Below are 18,100 nucleotides of genomic sequence, written 5' to 3'. Positions count from 1 at the left end.
ATGATTATTCCAACGTCTTATGAAGAATTAGCTAGTTTTGTATCTGAAGGAAAAAGCGTCTTTTTCTTTACTGCGGATTGGTGTGGGGATTGCCGGTTTATCAAACCAGTAATGCCTGAAATCGAAGCAGCCTTTCCAGCATTTCGTTTTATTGAAGTAGACCGTGATAAGTTTATGGAACTGGCTTCTGAATGGAACATTTTTGGTATACCAAGTTTTGTCGTGACGGATCAAGGGAAAGAGTTAGGTCGTTTGGTTAATAAGGATCGCAAAACAAAAGAAGAAATCACAAACTTTTTAAAAAGTATCAGTTGATGTTTAAATCGACCATAGCTAGCCGATTCAAACGATAAAAAATGATCGGGAGATGAGTTCTATGTTAACACAAACCTATAAGAATATTTTAGTTGGGATAGATGGTAGTGAGCAAGGGAATTTAGCCTACCGACAAGCAATTGAAGTAGCAAAAAGAAATAATGGTCGCGTGATCGTGGCTCATGTTATAGAAAATAAAGTCTATACAATGATGGGTTATTCCTCTTTGAACGATAGTTTGTTAGACCAAGAAACAGAAAATGCCAAGGAATTACTGGATGACTGTAAAGACTATGCTAAAAGTGTTGATTTTACTCAAGTAGAGCCAATTGTAACGTATGGTTCAGCTAAAGAAGTGATGTGTGGAGATTTACCTAAGAAATACGATGTTGATTTGATCATGGTGGGTCAATCCGGCTTAAATGCAGTGGAGCGTCTAATGATTGGCAGTGTCAGTAGCTACATCATTCGTCATGCGCCATGTGATGTGTTGATTGTTCATCCTGAGACGAATAAAAAATAGAAGTCTAATGTAAAGAAGGTGAAGCAAGGCGTAACCGTTTTGCTCCACTTTTTTTGTGAGAAATACTAATAAGAAAAAATAGCATGCAGGCAATCAGTTTTTTTGTTAAGATAGGACAGAAGATAGCATGCATCATACGTGAGCATCTTGGAAAATGATAAAATGGAGTGTGGAAAAAATGATTTTTGCTTATAATAAGGAACATGTTGGCGATGTCTTGATGGTCATCGTAGCTGACGATAAAGGACAAGAAAATCGTGTTGAACGTAAGGGGAATGTTGCACGGGTACATGTGGTAGATAGCGAGCAAGTCGTCGCTTGGAATATTTTTGATGCATCAACGATTTTAGGCGAAATTGAAGGTATTGGCCAAATAGAGTTAACAAGAGAACAGGTAACAAAAGTGAATGAAGAGCTCGCTAAAGCAGGATTTTCTGAAACCTTAGTAACGGATAATGAACCAAAAATCGTGGTCGGTTTTGTAAAATCGTGTAAAAAACATCCTGATTCTGATCATTTATCAATCACTCAAACAGAAGTTGATAATGGTGAAGTGCTGCAGATCGTTTGCGGTGCGCCAAATATCAAAGCAGGACAAAAGGTTGTTGTTGCCAAACCTGGAGCAATGATGCCAGATGGTTTAATGATCTGGCCGGGTGTTTTACGTGGCGTAGAAAGCTTTGGCATGATTTGTTCAGCTGGAGAGTTGCGTTTGCCAGATGCACCAGCGAAAAAAGGCATTTTAGAATTGCCTTTTGATGCGGTGATTGGGGAAGCTTTTCCTGTGGGAAAATAAATAATTAAGCTTAAAGCCGGTACTAAAACGATTTTTTCGTTTTAGTACCGGCTTATTTTTTGATTCGTTCAATTTACGGATTTTGTGAATTGTTTGAGTTAGATGAATTTTGTTTTAGTGCTGATTGGTCGATCGTTAAATCAACAGTAACACTTTGTTCTTTTCCATCACGATAGAAAGTAACTTTCATCTTGTCACCCACTTTTTTCTTGTAAAGAGTACTTTGTAAATCAGTTACAGAAGTGATTTCTTTATCATCGATTTTCGTAATAACATCATATCGTTGAATCCCTGCTTTGTCTGCTGGAGTAGCAGTTTGAACAGAACGGACAAGTACGCCCATTTGAACAGTATCAGGAAGCTTCAAGATTTCTTTTCTTTGTTGTGTTGAAACGTTGGTCAATTCCTCCATTGTAATGCCTAAGGCTGGCCGAGTGACTTTTCCATCTTTTTCTAATTGATTGATGATATTTACTACATCGTTACTTGGAATCGCAAAGCCCATTCCTTCAACGCTCACTTGGCTTTCTGATTGAACGATTTTAACAGAGTTGATTCCGATTACTTGACCTTCAATGTTGACTAAAGGACCACCTGAGTTACCAGGGTTGATTGCAGCATCTGTTTGAATGGCATTGATATTAATCGCTTGCCCATTATTTTCGTTTTGGATATTTCTATTTACTGATGAAATGATCCCTTGTGTTACTGAGTTAGCATAAGCTGATCCTAATGGAGAACCGATCGCTAAAGCAGGTTCGCCGATTTTTAAGTTATCAGAATTACCAAATTCAGCAATTGAATCTACTTTATCAGAAGAAATTTTGATTACAGCAAGGTCAGTATATGAATCTGTCCCGACTAATTCGCCTTCCACTTTAGTGCCATCATGTAAAACGACTTCCAAGCCTTTTGCTTGATCCACTACGTGATTATTCGTCACGACATAAGCAGTTTTGCCATCTTTTTTGTAGATTACACCACTACCTTCGCTGGCAGCTTGTAAGTCGCTGCCGTCAGACTCGGCGTTATTAGAGTCACTACCGTCATTTCCGCCAAAGATATTGCCAAAACCGCTAGCATCGCTATTTTGGCTAGAGCTTTGCAAGTTGATGACTGAAACCACAGAATCTTTTACTTTATCAACGGCTTTAGTAACATCGCTATTTACGTCTAAACTAACATTGGTTACTTTTGTATCGCCTTTGTTATCTTTTACTGTGCTAGTCGTTGTAGAGGAATTAGATGAAGGGGAATTTTGACCCATGATAGCATAAGCACCACCAAAAGCCAGTGCTCCTCCGAGCAAGCCTCCAACTAAACCAATCCCAAATTTTTTGAATAAACCATTTTGCTTTTTATCTGAATCAGGTGTAACGTCTTTCTTTTGCATACAAGCAACCTCCTAATTAATTATCATTATTTATTATATTTAGTATAGTCTTTCAAGACACCTTTAGTCTACCCAAGAGCTTTGAATTTTTTATGAACAAGATAGGGAGAAAAACAGATACAAATAATGAAAAATGTTTTTATCGGAATACTTATACACAGTAAAGTGTGAAAAACTCTTGAAAAGTGACGGAAAACTCCTATGAAAAAGTTATCCACAAAATGTGGATAATGTGGATAAATAAACGGGAATAAGTGTTTGTATCTTAAAATACTGTAAAATAAGGGATAATTCGACATGGACCTGTGGAAAAGTCTGTGTATATGTGCATAACTTTGTGGGAAAGTATGTGGAAGAGTCAAAACATTCATGATAAAATTGTTAACAAGTGAAAGAATTAAATCGAAAGAGACGTGAATCTGTTGAAAATAAAAATTATTACTGTGGGTAAGTTAAAAGAAAAATATCTGGTTCAAGGAATAAACGAGTATTTAAAACGACTGCAAAGTTATGCAAAAGTAGAAATCATTGAAGTAGCAGATGAAAAAGCACCAGAGAATTTAAGTGAAGCAGAGATGCTGCAGGTCAAGGGGAAGGAGGGCGAACGAATCTTAGCGAAAATCAATGATCAAGATTATGTTTTTGTTTTAGCTATCAATGGGAAACAGTTTAGCAGTGAAGAATTTTCCAAAGAGATCGTGCAACTTGGGATCAACGGTAAGAGCCAATTAGCGTTTGTGATTGGTGGTTCGCTGGGATTAAGTGATCAGGTGTTGAAAAGAAGTCAGCAACAGATGTCATTTGGAAAGCTGACTTATCCACATCAGTTGATGCGGCTGGTTTTGGTTGAGCAGATTTATCGTGGATTTCGGATTATGCGGGGGGAGCCTTATCATAAATGATGAGGTCTTTTGAGAAGAGAACATTGATTTAACGGGCTTTTATGTGTGGAAATGCAGGATGGGATGATACGGGTGTTGACAGGGATGCGGAATAAATATGTGAAAAGGAGTGCGTTATGATGGTAGAATTTAATCCGCCTAAAATACTAAAGGCAGATGATGAATACTATGTTGGGGATATTTTAGTATTAAGTATGTTGAATAAAAGAGCAACATATGTTAATGAACCTTTTAAAACATTTTCAGGATGGTCACATTCATATGAGGCAGAGCAAAACAATATTAATTTCTTGAAAGTTATTTCAAAACTAAAGATAAAGAACTTGATAAGGGAAAATTTACCTAAAGAGATACTGAATCATTTAACTGTCGCTGAGCTCAAAGACATCCTAAAAAATATATACAGACCATTATCGGGGAAAAAAAGCGAACTAATTGAAAGAGTAGAGAAAAATTCCACCGATGCTGATATTTGTAGAGTCATAGATAAAAAATGTTTTATTCTTACAGAACTTGGTTTAGAGGTTTTAGAAAAATATAAAAATGTTATATGGATATCAGAAAATAAAGAGTTTATTTTTAGTTGGGATACTAGTAAACTTAAATTTGATGAATATTATTTTATGAAACATTGGGATGTAAACCCTTCAGAAATAATAATTGAGCACTACGAGTCAACAGAAAGTGGTATTGTGGCACGAGTATATAAGATAGAAAATAATTTAGAAAAAGCATTCCATTATGGAATTAGAAAATTAGCAGAAGATATCAATTCTCAGATAGAGAGATGTAAAAAAAGTGGGAACTACAATTTTAAGGGATGCTTAGCTGAGCTTCAAGCTACACGTGTAGTAGATATTTTCAAAAGTTTAAATATTAGCAATGATAGCTTGAAAAGCATCATAAAATATAGCTATGAATTTTCAATTAAGGATTCTACTTTGATTTCGCATAATACTTTTTCAGAAATCGTATTTTCTGCATTGCATAACGAATATGAAAATTTTTCCACATTAACTACGAATGTAGCAATAAGAATTAGTGAGAAATACGGACATGAGCTTAATGCAGAATCCACTGATTTTAGGGAAGGTGCAGACAATGAAGAAGAGGATCTAAATTATATATTGGATATGATTAGTAGAGATGCAGAGCATAAAGAGAAGTTAATTCTATCTTTAATAGATGAGATTGACTTTGAATTATTAAAAAAAATGAAAATAATAATTGATTCCAGATTAATGGAATAGGAATTCCTATTTGAAACAAAGTATGAAATTTAATAAATGCTCAACGAGGGAGAGTCATGGAAGTTATTAATTATATGGAGCCATTTAAAGAAATGGTAAATCCTGTTAAATTAAGGATAATGTTTAATAAAAAAACTCCTTCAGGATATGAAATAACTGAAGAGGAATATTACTCTACTAATGTAAAGAGAGTAGAGACAAAGAAAATCATTGGAATAAACAGATTTTCAAGGATGAGTACTTTTTATCAAGGATATAAAGAATACATGATAAATTTAGATAGAGAAATAAACAGGAATTTTTACTCGACTGAAAAAAATATAAACTTGAAACGGGCGGATCAGCAGATAGTTTTACTTTGTAAACACGGGAAAGAACATTTTATTGAGACTACAAAGAAACCTTTGAATAACGATAATATTCATTTTGAGTATTATCCAGATATAGATAGATATTTTGTTGACAGTGATGGCTCACATCGAACGTTTATTGCTAAACTAGCTGGAATAGAATATATCTATGGAATTGTTCACACACATTTCAAGCTGTAAAAAATGAAATTCCTATTTGAAATCCCAGTTAAAGTTACTATAAGAAAAAGGTACATCACCTGTACTTTGAAGTACGGGCATTTTAAGTTTGTAAATATTTTTTTCAGTCAGCATATTAAAATCTGTTATGTTGCAATATAAGTGATCTAGCCCCTTGAAAAAAGGTTTTTTAAATAAAACAAATCCTAAAGGATAGAAACAAATTTCGGATAAAGGTGTTTTTATGATGTGAGTTTCACTTTGTATGAGAAAGTGGAAATCACGGCTAATTTTTGCAGTATCTCCATTGTTTACATAAGAAGCCAGTAAGTAATTATCGGGAAAATCTATAGCATCTTTGTCTAAAACGAATCTTCTTAAGCTTTGGTCGATAAAATCAAATGAGTTCATTGAACAAAAAAATGAAATTATCTGTTTCATAACAAGGATAGGTGTGAATTCAATACTAAACGAAATGTTTGTAGTTCTAGATGGGATATTTTCTTTTTGTAACATATAAGCAATAGAATTTGAAAAATTGGAATAGTCTTCGCCATACCAGCTACCAGTTGAATTATTGCATTTTTCACATAATGAATGTTCACCTAAACCTTTTTGTGAAGAAGTGTAGCGTATTTTTTCATCATCCCGACCTTTGATTATTTCTTCCAAAGAATGAAATTTTATTGGAAAACGATTTCCAGTTGCTTTAGGTGGGATATGTTCAAAGGTAAGTTTAGAGTGTTGTTGACATAAAGCACATAGTCCTTCTTTTTTCATAAATGGTTATCTCCTAGAAAGTTATATTTATTGTTTATATCAATAGTAGTATATCAATCTTTTTTATCTGTATAAATGAATATTGTCTAACATTAAGCATATATTATATCTGTGAAGGCCAATCATCATAATCGGTGATTGGTCTATTTTTGTGTCTAAAGGAGTGAGGAAATGTTTAAAACTAAACGGAATCGCTATGTTACGAAAGGAGTGAAAGAACAGATACCAAAAGAGATTCAAATGTATTGCTGGCAGCTTATCGACAAAAAAGTAAACGAAGTAGAGGTGACGATGGATTATTTGCAGATTCTTGAATTCAACGTAGATAATCACCGCCAATCAATTGAGATCGTTCATCGGCAGGAACAACCATTTTTCATCAATTACCATGAAATTAAAATCACGGAAACATTGGTAGAATTTCAAATCGATAAGCTTTGGATCATTGATGACTCATTTAACCAAACGATGTTATTGCCGGAAGAATATTAACGAGAAAAGGAGAGGAAATGAAAAATCAATTCAATATATCAAAAGATTCTTGATTTTAGAGATGAGTTGGAATAGCTGCAATCATGGGAGCCATATTTACTCACCATTCACCGCTATTTTTCAAATCAATCGGTTCCTGTCAATAAAAAAGTGATTATAAAAGAGTATTATGCCTATTCAAAGGTCTATTTGTCATTCTGTGAAGAATACGAACAGCGACTTATAAAACTAGAAAAATTGATGGATGAAATGGTTAGTTGTTCGAAAATGTGAAATAAACTGCAAAATTATTTTATCAAATCGCTATGGTTTTATTGTAAAAGTGCAGAAAGAAGCAAGAAGTAGAATAAAAATTTGCGAAAATTGGAGGGATTGAATGTTAAAAGGAGCGATTAAGTTATTAAAAGGTATAGTTAAAATCAACACCTGTGAAAACGATTGGGGCTATGAGTCTGCCTTATTGGAATGCTCTGAGTTAGACAAGGATATGATGCCAGAAGGATATCAACAAACTTTACCCAAAGTAGTACTAACTCATACCTATATTTATCAAGATTCAGAAGCTACAGAATATGTGGTTTATTTTATTACGGATGGAAAGAATCAGCATAAATATGTTAGTGGGTTACTAAAAAATGGAAAACTTCTATGGTCCAGTATAAGGGAAACGGCGAATGAAGATGATTGAGTTTTGGCAATTGATTGTTGAATGCCTAAATCAGATTATTGAAGCATTAGAAGAGGAGGAACAGTAATATGAAGTGGCTAAAATTAATTTGTACCATTATTACGACCATTATTGTTGCGTGATTGAAATACAAATGAACGCGTAAAAAGGAGGAAAAACATGATAAAGAAACAAGTGGTAACCGCATTGACAGAAACTTGGTCTGATGATGGCAGTGGAAAGCACAGATATGTTTTTCGAAAGCAGTGGTATGAAGGAGCTAATGAAGACAAATCGGGGCCAATGGCTGTAGTGATAACGATAAGGCCTACCAGTATAAAGCCAATTACAGAAGATCTGACCATGCTTCTAATTGAAAAGCATGTTCGACAATTAGGATTCACGGGTTTTATTGCAGTGAATCTTTTTTCCTCTATTGAAGCAAAAAATATCGTGACATTCAAAAATGGAAATGATGAAAACAGTCAGGAGGTTTTTCAAACAGTATTAGCTGAGAAACGTATCAAACAGATTATCTTTGCATGTGGTTCAATCATTGTGAATAACCACTTGGCAAGGGACCAAGCCAAAAGCTATTATGAACTGTTAACGACGAAGCAGAAAAAACTAGTCAAAATACTAGTAGATTCAGATGATTTACCAGCACATCCTTTAAATGTAAGGGTGAGGAAAAAGTGGATATTAAGCGATATGGATACATTGTTTGACAAAAAAGAGTAGTCTAATCACCCTAAAAAGAAAGGTGATACCAAAAAAAGGAATCAGTTTATCTTACTTTTTCTCACGATAAAGCTCTTGCGATTTTACGTGCAACTGTAATTATCAAAGGCAACATAGTTGTGATAGCTTTGAATTATTAAGAAGATGTTGGAGGTGTGAATAGATGGGAATCGATTTGGATTGTTTAGCCGTTTCTTATCAAAGTGTGGCTGATTTTCTACAAGAAGAAAAGCTTAGTCCAGATTTATTGGCAAAATTCCATTATATGTTTAAAGGGCAACAAATTTCCTATCCCATGAAACTGTATGACAAAGATCGAGTAGCTAAAAAGATTAAAGAAATGTATCAACAGAATTTAGAAATTGATATTCGGCAGCTAACAGATCAGTATGGATTCTCTACAAGGTGGATTCAGGGAGTAGTAAATGAGGCAATGAAGGAGTGTGTTAATTTATGATGCAATTAGTTCTAATAGTAGGAATTGGTTTTGGTGGGTATAAACTTTACCAATGGGCAAAGACAAATCCCAATATTAATGTATCTGGAAAGAATGTTGCTGTAGTTATTGGGATTGCACTTTTGGCTTTAGTAAAGTGGGCTTATGGAAATGGGGCTAAATCTGGCAAAAGTTCACAGGGATGGATGAGATCTTACCGCTGTAAAAATTGTGGACGAACAATTCGCACGATGTTTAATCCTAAAGAAACCGAAAAGACTTCTTGTAGCGGCGGTTATCAACATCAATGGCAAAAAATTGATTAAAGGAGAGAATCTGAATGGGACTATTTGGCGATTTTATGAAAGCAGCAGCAAAAGAAGTAGCAAATGAATTGTTGAATGCACAACAAAATGAGCAGGAAAAAAAAGAACAAGTAGAAAGAACAGAAGCTCAGGCCATGATGTCACAATTGAGCAGCGACGAAATTATCCAAGTAATTAACAGGCCTAATACGAAAAATGAATATTTTGAAGCTGGTACTGCTGAAATTGAGCGACGAATTGATGCGTACGATCAATTGATTGAGCAATATGGAAAAGAGGCAGTGGAGGAGTATAAAAAGCCACTCCAAGAATTATCACTTGAAGAATTAGAAAAAATACTTGGTAATCAAGACGAGTTTGAACCAGAGTTAGTTTTACTTGCTCAATTAGAACTTGATGATCGTGATATTATGCGGATGAAAAGAGAAATATTACCTTGGCAAAGGTAGTAATTTATAGGAATAACCGTATTGAAAAAGTGAGACCTATGTTAAAAAAACTTGATTCCGTAAAAATGGCTAAATCCATTTTGAATGTCTACCAGCCTGAATTAATGGAGAGCATAAATAAAGCGTTGAAAGACATCATGGTTAGAAAAATTATACACCTTTAGTTGACAAACTCAAATAATCACGTAAGAAACAGGTCCTGAAGAAGGATGTTTTTTACGTGATTTTTCTTTTTGTAAACATGGGTATATCTATTTAAAGTCACTGATATCTGTATCAAAATCATGAATGAAATTCTTGAGTTTTTCATTGTAATAATCGTTCAAAACGTCATAAAACAAGTTGGAAGCAGTGATCCATTCTTTTCTATTTTCATCATTGTACCCAACAAAAAAATGTTTTCATTCTTTTTTAAATAGAAATTTAAAGTTTTTTTCCACATATCTAACTGATCTTTCAAAATATCCATTGTTTTTATCATGTTCTTAATGTTCTTGAATTGTTGTTCTCTGTGAGACGCTAATTCAGGAGTGGTTAACACGTAGAAAAAATTCTGAATAGTATAAATAATTGACTGATTATCTTCATTTTTTAGATCTAAATATTCTTGAAATTCAATACTTTGAAGAAATCTATTAAGTTTATTGATCCATACGTTCTTTCTTTTTGAAAAACTATCATCAGTAGTTGGTCTTTCGTTACATAAGGATTACACAAGTTGCGAGTACAATTGGGATTTTAGCTTATTACAGTGAATTAGTATTATAAAAATAAGTGAATCAAAATAAGTCAACTCTAACCTAGTAAACATATTTTCGAGTTGTTTGGGAGTTAGTTCAGAATTAAGAGAGTTAGAATCGATATCATTAAAATAAAGCAGGAAATCTTGATGGCAATATTGTGAAAAAAAAGGGTCTTTATCTTCAAATGTATCAATAAAATTTTTCCCAGCAATCATTAGTTGGATTGCTGACGTTTTCCAATGTTCTCTGGTTACTTTTTTTCTTGGAGCTCGTAAAAGTTCTAAATTGACTATTTTTAGCAAATCGTCAAGCGTGTATGTATTATCGCTTTCCAGCCTTTTTTTAGATGGAATATGCAAGATGATACCTCACTTTCAATGAAATTAGCATTTTCTAATTATATTTTAATCATAAAGTTGTAAATGTCAATATTTTTTTTATGTACTTATGTAGAAGTGCACAACGGTAATTAAGTGTAAGTCTTACAAAATTTCTTTGCAGAGCCTCAGTTATGATGGAGTCATCAAATGAAAAGGGGGAGGTCACTTTGCAAGTATTTATTCGTGTGAAGCCTAATTAATGGCTTCACAAAGATGTTCTTTGACAACTGAATACTCAAAAATTGGAAAATTTACTTGAAACATAAAAAAGGTAAAACTCATTTTATCATTAAGAAATGAAGTGTCCAGAAAGGCTGATATAGCAATGGAAAATGAAGATTTTGGACCCCTGAAACCTATAAGTAATACTAGTAGTATCAGGGCAACACAGAACGTATTAATTGATTATATTATTCTTTCATTTGTTCAAGCAGACATGCCAAGTATTGCTAATTATTTTTTCTACTATTTGCTGGACAATTTTGAACTGCTAGATAGCCATATGCATGGTTTTCAGAAAATGTATACGAATGGAAAAATCTTTGTACATTATGAAAATAAGGGAAATAAAGCTGTTGTCTTGGTAGAAATTCGAGCGTGTGGATGTCGTTTTTTGGAACAACAAGTAGAACATAGCTGGTTTTCCTTTTTTAAGCAAGTTTCTGAAATAGGCGGTACGATTTCTTTAGAACAAGTCAACATTAAGCGAATAGATATCGCTATCGATAGTTTTTCTAAAGAAGCGTTAACTCCTGCTCGTGCCCTAGACTATATTAAGCGACAATTAGTCACATCTAGGTTCCAAACAGGGCGAATCATTCATGAATTTCGTATTAAAACAACAGCAGTAACAGGAGAAAGTTTCTATTTTGGTAAACGGACTAGTGATTTATCTGTAGTAATTTATGATAAAAAACTTGAGATGAAAAGTGAGACGGAGTGGTTTCGGACAGAAATCAGGTTTCGAAATAGCTGGGCTAAAAAGTTTGTTGATGCGATGCTAGATCAATCTAAAGATTTCGTGCTGTTTGTGGCTGAAGTATTAGAAACAAATATCCAATTCCTATCAAGTTATCACAAGCGCTCTGAATTAAGACGGCGACCGTTAGCTAATTGGTATCAGACGTATTTATCCTATATTAGGCAACAGCGATTACATGGACTTGGCTAAGAACAATGTTAAGTAAATTAGTAGAATACAAAAATACAGGAGGAATTAAGTATGTATAACGAACACAATTATGATGCTGAAAACTGGGAGTCTCTTGTACAGGAGGGGACTTCTTCATCAGAGTATTGTAACTTTATTAAAGATATATTTCACAAAGATAACAAAGATTCACTCGAAGATATTTACGGTGGGTATGGACCCAATGCTTTTGGAGGACATGGAGTTGTAAAACATGCTCGCATTGAGGAAACTACTAATCTTCTAGGTGAAAGTGTGCAATTACTCATCTTAACAATAGAAATTTCTGATATCTCCCCTGGATCCTCATTCGATTATATTATTAACTACCCGATTGAGGTGAATGTTAGTTCTGACAGCTCTTTTTTAGAATTGATAGAAAGTATCCAAGAAAATAAATCATGTGTTTCTGATACACTAAAATATTTATCTAGATGCTTAATTAGCAGTGAAGAGCATTTCATTGAAGAACAAATAGTGCTTGTTTCTTCAGGAAAAAGAGCACATTTATTTCCTTTATTTTGCCAAGCAATTCGCAATCTACAAGTTTTCGTTCACGGAACGATTGCATATAGTTGCAGAGATATGCAACCACACTTTTTTTTAAAAAGGCTTGAAATTAGGCGTTGGCTACATGATGGACAGGAAGAAGATGATAGCGATGACTGGAATTGAAAGAGTGTATCAATTTTTCTATTACATGTATGGCCGATGCTCATTTATTACGAAGCAGATCCATGCACAAGTAGACAAAATTGGAATAAAAAAAGATAGCGTCAGAGGGGCGTTATAACATTCAGACTTCTTTATAGGAACCACACTAGATAATGAACCAATCAACGATGATAATCTTGAGTTTTAGAAGATAATTTCCATAGCCGTCTGAACGACGGTTATGGAAATAAAAATAATGAAAGGAAGATTGACCATGACGGGAATTGATAAAGTTTATAAATTTATTTATGAAACGTATGGAGAGCATCCGTTCACAACAGAACAGATTTATGCTCAGGCTGATTTGATTGGTATTAAAAAGAGTAGTATTGCTGGGGCACTCCAGCAATTAAAAAAAAAGGGATTTTGACTAATTATGGTGGGCGAATCACAAGTAATGGTCATAAGCAGAAGGTATGGAAATTGAAATAAATGTGAGAAAGGAGAGGAATAACATGAAAGCTAGTAGTTCGTTTACAAAGACAATTGCCAAGGGGTTACTTCCATATTTGTTTCATCATGATCCAGGTATGGAGAATAATCAAGCAACTAAAATTGGTGATGGGGATTAACCCCTTTCACCAATAAAATGAAGATATGAAAGGAAAATAATTATGCTAAATAAAAAGGTTAAGGAAACTGAAAAGGAAACACAGAAGAGAGCTGTAATTTACTTCTATGGCTCATTTAACTATTTTAACTCAGAAAGTTTTGAAGAGGAAAAAGAAGAATGTATTAAAGTAGCAAAGCTTCTTAACTATGAATTAGTGAATATCTACATTGACTTAACAGGACAAAAGAAGGCTTCTTTCCAAAGTTTAATTCGTGATATGCAACATAATGCTTTTGATGACATCATCCTATACTCAATTACTAGAGTGGATTATAACATAAATGAAATATTTCATTTTTATAAAGAAGTAGAAAAGAACGGTATTGGAATTAAATCAGTTAAGGATCAAGGGACAAAAGTTTTTTCTTCTGAATACATTAACGAAAGAAAACACATGGAACGAATTGAAAGACTTTGCTTAGTAATGAATGCTTCTCTGGCAATTGCAATGTATTTAGACTGTAATTCTTCGAGTAGAAATGAATTGTAGCTCATTAAAAGTTTGTTGTTCATAACCAAAAAAAATAGGTGAAGGGATCAATTCTTTGCACCTACTTAAAAGGAAGAGAGAGCATGAGACTTCTAAGCTACGATCGAACATCTGATTGGGATGTATACAAAGTAGTACCCAATGATGCTCAGTAAGATATCAATCAAAGTATGAAGATGAACTGAAAGAAACAGAGCGAGAGAGTTCCATATCCTTTCGCTCTGTTTAATTATAGGAGGATTATTTTGCGAATATATAGTTATGATCGTACATCTGTTTTTGATGAGAAAAAGCTATCTAATGAGGCTCAATGGACCCGAACTTGTAAGCGAGCATTGGAAGATTATGGAATTGAACCACAACGATATAGTGATAAAGGATTATCTGGTGGAAATGAGAATCGAGAAGCTTTTCAACAGTTGAAATTGGCGATTGCCAGTTCTGATTCAGCAGGCATCTTGTACGTTTGGCGATATGATCGACTATCAAGAGATACACGAGTAGCACTTGAATTTGTTGAACTTTGTCAAAATCATAATGTAGAAATCATTTCTATTGCAGAACCTCTACCTTCTACAGCTAATAATTTAGCGGCTAAAAAGATGTTTATTCAGTTGCTTTTTATCAATGCTTCTATGCAACGTGAAACAACTATTGAAAACGTTCGGAATGGATTAGCCTATAAACGTAGTCAAAACAAGTATATTTCTTCTTCAGTACCCTTTGGGTATCGTTTAGTTAACGGGAAAGTAATTCAAGAGCCAACTGAATCAAAAGCAGTAAAACGATTGTTTGAATTATATTGTTCAGGGGAGTTTGGGTATAAAAAGTTAACACTGGCTTTGCTGGATGAAGGATATTATTTTAAAGATCAACATTTTAAAACACATCACATTCAAAGTATTTTGAACAATTCATTGTATTATGGATGGATTAAAGGAGGGACCTTCGGAGGATATCAAGGTGATTTTGATCCTATTATTGACAAGAACATGTTTGATCAGGCACAGGCAATCAGACAAAGCAGACATGTAAAGAAAACGGACAAAAGAGAATACCCTCTTCGAAAAAAAATCGTTTGCCCATACTGTCAAAGACGATTAAGTCCTAAATTTCAAAACAATAATACTAAAACCAAGCGCCATTATTATTACCATTGTGCTAATCGTGAATGCAAAGGAATATTTATTAATGCAGAGCAAATAGAAAATGTAGTCATTGATAATTTACGAAACTTTCTTCAACAGAAGGGGATTTTTACAAAGGTATTAGCAGAAGTGAAGCAAAAAATTAATCAAATGAAAAAAACAAGACAAATGGAAAAAAGAATAGTGCATAGAAATAAAACTGCAATTATTGAGCAATTTGAAAAGGGAGAATTGACTATTGAAGAAATGAAGAAGGAACTGGGGATACTAGAGAAATCACCTAGTAAGGCACAATCAGATATAATAAATAACTATGAAGCAAAACTTCAAGAGTTATTGTTATTAAAGGAAGTGCCAATTCAACAAATTATTTTAGAGGAGGTAGCTTCTATTGAGGTTAATCCGGATAAAGAAATACAAGGAATTTATCTTATTTCAATAGGCGAAAATATCATTAGAAAGGTAGTGTAATAAATTGTGGAAATAAATGATTTAGAAAATACTTTATCGCATAAAAATGTTTTATCTAAAAATACTAGGAAGCGAGCAGTTTTGTATATTCGTGTTAGTACACAGGAGCAAGCAGAAGAAGGACATAGTATTCCAGCGCAGGAAAAAATGGGGAGGGAAGAAGCTGCGAGAAAAGGATATGATGTAATAGAGGTATACGCAGATGAGGGGAAAAGTGGGAAAACAATTAAGAATAGATTTGCATACCAACGGATGATGGAAGATGTAAGTAAAAATAAATTTGATGTTATTATTATTTGGAAATTATCAAGGTTAGGTCGGACCGCGTTAGATGTCCTTCAGATAGCCGAAGAATTGATACTCTATGATATTAGCCTCTACTCAATTTCAGAACAGTTTGACATGACTACTCCAATAGGAAAAATGATGCTACAGTTTTTAAGTAGTTTTGGTGAATTCGAATGGAACCAAATTAGTGAGAATGTCCAAATGACGATGTTAAGCCTAGTTAGAGATGAAAAAAGATATGCAGGGGGACGACGTCTGGGATATATAAGTGGAGAAGATGAATATGGGGAGAAACAGCCTATAATTGAACCCGATGAGGCTAAAATTGTCCAATTAATTTACTCTAAATATATGATCGGAGAAGGTTATCGTGCAATTGCCAATTATTTGAACCGTCAAGAATATAAAACAGTTAAGGGAAATAGTTTTTCCACTGTAGCTGTCAAAGATATTCTCCATAATAAATTTTATGCTGGATATCTTGAATACGGTAAGTATCTAAATTGGAGTACAAAAAGACGTAAAGGAAAAAATCCAAATCCAATTCTTGTCAAAGGAAGTTATGAACCAATTATTGATGAAGAAACTTATCAAGCTGTTCAAGAAAGAATTTCATTAGAAACTAGACAACCACAATGGAATCAGTCTGGAGAAAACTTGTTAACTGGTTTATTGCGATGTCCAGAGTGTGGTGCACCGATGGCTGCAAGTAATGTGACAAATACTTTAAAAGGAGGTATTAAAAAGCGCCTTCGATATTATTCTTGCTCAGCATTCCGTAACAAAGGTGCCAGTGTTTGTCATGCAAATTCCATTCGAGCAGATAAGGCAGAAGCGTTTATAGCAGCCCGATTAAAGGAGATCGTTCAAAATCATACAATCTTGAGAGACTTAGTTGTACAATTGAATAAAGAGTTGGTAGATCAAATTCAACCTTTAGAACAAGAGTTGGCTATTATATCTGTTAGGAATGAAGAAATCAATAGAAAATTGATCAAATTATATGACGCTATAGAGGATAGCCCAGAATTGTTTGAGTCCGTAAAAGATCGGTTAGAGGATTTATCTACTAAGCGTAAAGAGTACCAAATGCGAGAAAATGAAATTTTAGCTATTCTTCAGCATAAAGGAGAACAAGTGACAATCAAGAATGTTCAATCAATAGTAAATGGCTTGGATGCGCTTCTCACTAATAGAAAAAAGAATGAAGTTAAAAAAATTTACCGAACTTTTATCGATAAGATTACCTTCGATAAACTAAATAAAGAAGACATCAAGATTTATATGAAGTTTGACCAATTAGTGATTGACCAACTAAATGAACACTACAAAGAAGTCGTATCCGAATAAACGGATGCGACTTCTTTTGTGTTGAAAACAAAATTTACGTTGATGGTTTAAATACAGTTAAAAATGAGGCAAAAGGAGCTTTTTCGGAGGATATAATATTTATTTGGGAGATAATAGCTGCTTGTGTATTTTTCGCTGAAAAAGGTCGTTTTAAGTAAGAATTAGACAAAAGTCATTTATAGGGGATTCTTATTAAAATCACTCTATCCCATTAACGTGATGAGAGCCGTAACGAAACCCTAACTATTTTAAGTAGCTAGGGTTAGCGTTATGGAGGTGCGTAACAAAGATATTGCTGTTTTTGAGTAAGTATTAAAGATTTTAAATTTTTAAGTACTAAATGGCGTATATTTTCTTTGTAGAAAGATTTATAAACAAATAAATCAGTTTTTATACGAACTTTATGGGTTAATAGGCGATTAATGGAATGAAAAACAAAGTTTTGTCTATCAGTAGGTATAAAAAATTCTTGATATACTACATTTTTTTAGTGGAAGATGCTATAATGATGAGGAAACAGGATGATTCTATTCGTATTTCGGAACAATGGAGGTAGTATGGAATACTTATCAACAAGTGAAATTGCAAAGCTTTGGAATATGTCGAGTAGACGTGTTCAGGTTTTAGCATCAACAGGTAGAGTAAATGGAGCAAAGAAAAAGAGTGGGGTATGGCTTATTCCACAAAATGCTATAAAGCCAACGAATACTAAATCATATGATTTCTACGAAAGAACCATTAAAAATAGAAGGATGTTAAAACAACTTCTAAAAAAGAGCTATATAAAGTTTGGAGCTCAAATGGATCCATCTGAATTTCGTTTGACTGTGATTGTAACATTACATGCAAACATAATTGAAGAGGCTTTTTCAGAAAGTAAGATATCTAATAAGGAATACGTGGCCAAGTATGTTTACAATTGGATGAAAGGTGAGTCTAATAAAACTATTGATATGACTCTGTTTAGTGAATTATTCGATTATTTTAAAGAATACATTCATAATTCAAATGGAGATATCTTAAATACTTTGTCGTGGAGTTATCAATATTTAAATGATATTTTAAATGATAATAATTTTGCAAAGACACAATTTTTTACTGAACAGTATATGAT

At 33.7% G+C, this 18,100-nt stretch carries 21 protein-coding genes; 19 read left to right on the top strand and 2 right to left on the bottom strand.

The annotated features are described in order from the left end of the window. The 3 genes from A5819_RS04770 (at position 1) to ytpR (ending at position 1,634) form a co-directional block, all read left to right on the top strand. Positions 1-315: a thioredoxin family protein gene (locus A5819_RS04770; protein WP_086277232.1), complete on the top strand. Its 315-nt coding sequence runs from the start codon at positions 1-3 to the stop codon at positions 313-315. A 61-nt stretch (positions 316-376) separates the two neighbouring features. After that, positions 377-838, top strand: coding sequence for a universal stress protein (locus A5819_RS04765; protein WP_086277230.1), 462 nt, complete (start codon positions 377-379; stop codon positions 836-838). 178 nt (positions 839-1,016) lie between these two features. Then, entirely contained in the window at positions 1,017-1,634 is a 618-nt protein-coding gene (ytpR, locus tag A5819_RS04760; RefSeq protein ID WP_086277225.1) for a YtpR family tRNA-binding protein, read from the top strand. 73 nt (positions 1,635-1,707) lie between these two features. Here ytpR and A5819_RS04755 read toward each other — a convergent pair whose 3' ends face one another. Then, positions 1,708-3,027 carry a S1C family serine protease gene (locus tag A5819_RS04755; protein WP_086277223.1) on the bottom strand — a complete coding sequence of 440 codons (1,320 nt, stop codon included), beginning with the start codon at positions 3,025-3,027 and terminating at the stop codon, positions 1,708-1,710. A 422-nt stretch (positions 3,028-3,449) separates the two neighbouring features. Between A5819_RS04755 and rlmH the strand changes: the two genes are divergently transcribed. From rlmH to A5819_RS04740, 3 genes are all read left to right on the top strand, one after another. Next, positions 3,450-3,929: a 23S rRNA (pseudouridine(1915)-N(3))-methyltransferase RlmH gene (gene rlmH, locus A5819_RS04750; RefSeq protein WP_086277221.1), complete on the top strand. Its 480-nt coding sequence runs from the start codon at positions 3,450-3,452 to the stop codon at positions 3,927-3,929. Between the two features lie 116 nt (positions 3,930-4,045). Then, positions 4,046-5,179, top strand: coding sequence for an SAP domain-containing protein (locus A5819_RS04745; RefSeq protein ID WP_086277219.1), 1,134 nt, complete (start codon positions 4,046-4,048; stop codon positions 5,177-5,179). A gap of 56 nt (positions 5,180-5,235) precedes the next feature. Further along, entirely contained in the window at positions 5,236-5,730 is a 495-nt protein-coding gene (locus tag A5819_RS04740; RefSeq protein ID WP_086277217.1) for a hypothetical protein, read from the top strand. 12 nt (positions 5,731-5,742) lie between these two features. Here A5819_RS04740 and A5819_RS04735 read toward each other — a convergent pair whose 3' ends face one another. Next, entirely contained in the window at positions 5,743-6,489 is a 747-nt protein-coding gene (locus A5819_RS04735; protein WP_086277215.1) for a hypothetical protein, read from the bottom strand. A gap of 171 nt (positions 6,490-6,660) precedes the next feature. Here A5819_RS04735 and A5819_RS04730 point away from each other — a divergent pair, with 171 nt between their 5' ends. The 13 genes from A5819_RS04730 to A5819_RS19485 all read left to right on the top strand — a co-directional run. Then, on the top strand, positions 6,661-6,981 hold the full coding sequence (locus tag A5819_RS04730; RefSeq protein ID WP_086277213.1) for a DUF960 family protein: 321 nt from the start codon (positions 6,661-6,663) through the stop codon (positions 6,979-6,981). 376 nt (positions 6,982-7,357) lie between these two features. After that, positions 7,358-7,669, top strand: a complete 312-nt coding sequence (locus A5819_RS04725) for a hypothetical protein (protein WP_086277211.1) — start codon at positions 7,358-7,360, stop codon at positions 7,667-7,669. A 159-nt stretch (positions 7,670-7,828) separates the two neighbouring features. Then, on the top strand, positions 7,829-8,389 hold the full coding sequence (locus A5819_RS04720; protein ID WP_086277209.1) for a DUF1643 domain-containing protein: 561 nt from the start codon (positions 7,829-7,831) through the stop codon (positions 8,387-8,389). A 163-nt stretch (positions 8,390-8,552) separates the two neighbouring features. Next, positions 8,553-8,846: a Mor transcription activator family protein gene (locus tag A5819_RS04715; RefSeq protein ID WP_086277207.1), complete on the top strand. Its 294-nt coding sequence runs from the start codon at positions 8,553-8,555 to the stop codon at positions 8,844-8,846. After that, the gene (locus A5819_RS04710; protein ID WP_086277205.1) at positions 8,843-9,151 is read left to right on the top strand and encodes a hypothetical protein; all 309 of its coding nucleotides are present in this window, start codon (positions 8,843-8,845) and stop codon (positions 9,149-9,151) included. Before A5819_RS04715 ends, A5819_RS04710 begins: the two co-directional genes overlap by 4 nt. 14 nt (positions 9,152-9,165) lie before the next feature. Next, entirely contained in the window at positions 9,166-9,600 is a 435-nt protein-coding gene (locus tag A5819_RS04705) for a hypothetical protein (RefSeq protein ID WP_086277203.1), read from the top strand. 1,448 nt (positions 9,601-11,048) lie between these two features. After that, positions 11,049-11,894 (top strand): replication initiation factor domain-containing protein, encoded by an 846-nt coding sequence (locus A5819_RS04695; protein WP_086277200.1) that lies wholly within the window; start codon positions 11,049-11,051, stop codon positions 11,892-11,894. 51 nt (positions 11,895-11,945) lie between these two features. Further along, positions 11,946-12,587, top strand: a complete 642-nt coding sequence (locus tag A5819_RS04690) for a hypothetical protein (protein ID WP_086277198.1) — start codon at positions 11,946-11,948, stop codon at positions 12,585-12,587. 235 nt (positions 12,588-12,822) lie between these two features. Further along, positions 12,823-12,996: a hypothetical protein gene (locus A5819_RS19180; RefSeq protein ID WP_176271359.1), complete on the top strand. Its 174-nt coding sequence runs from the start codon at positions 12,823-12,825 to the stop codon at positions 12,994-12,996. A gap of 244 nt (positions 12,997-13,240) precedes the next feature. Beyond that, positions 13,241-13,729 (top strand): recombinase family protein, encoded by a 489-nt coding sequence (locus A5819_RS04685; RefSeq protein WP_086277195.1) that lies wholly within the window; start codon positions 13,241-13,243, stop codon positions 13,727-13,729. A 245-nt stretch (positions 13,730-13,974) separates the two neighbouring features. Beyond that, positions 13,975-15,348, top strand: coding sequence for a recombinase family protein (locus tag A5819_RS04680; RefSeq protein WP_086277193.1), 1,374 nt, complete (start codon positions 13,975-13,977; stop codon positions 15,346-15,348). A 12-nt stretch (positions 15,349-15,360) separates the two neighbouring features. Further along, positions 15,361-16,986, top strand: coding sequence for a recombinase family protein (locus A5819_RS04675; protein WP_254907298.1), 1,626 nt, complete (start codon positions 15,361-15,363; stop codon positions 16,984-16,986). A 557-nt stretch (positions 16,987-17,543) separates the two neighbouring features. Continuing rightward, positions 17,544-18,100: hypothetical protein (locus A5819_RS19485; RefSeq protein ID WP_217809026.1), on the top strand; the 557-nt coding region annotated here is incomplete at its 3' end.

The sequence above is a fragment of the Enterococcus sp. 7E2_DIV0204 genome (genome assembly GCF_002140855.1).
Taxonomy (GTDB): Bacteria; Bacillota; Bacilli; order Lactobacillales; family Enterococcaceae; genus Enterococcus_L; species Enterococcus_L lemimoniae.
Note: the sequence above shows the minus strand (reverse complement) of the source record. Positions and strands in the feature narration are given on the sequence as shown.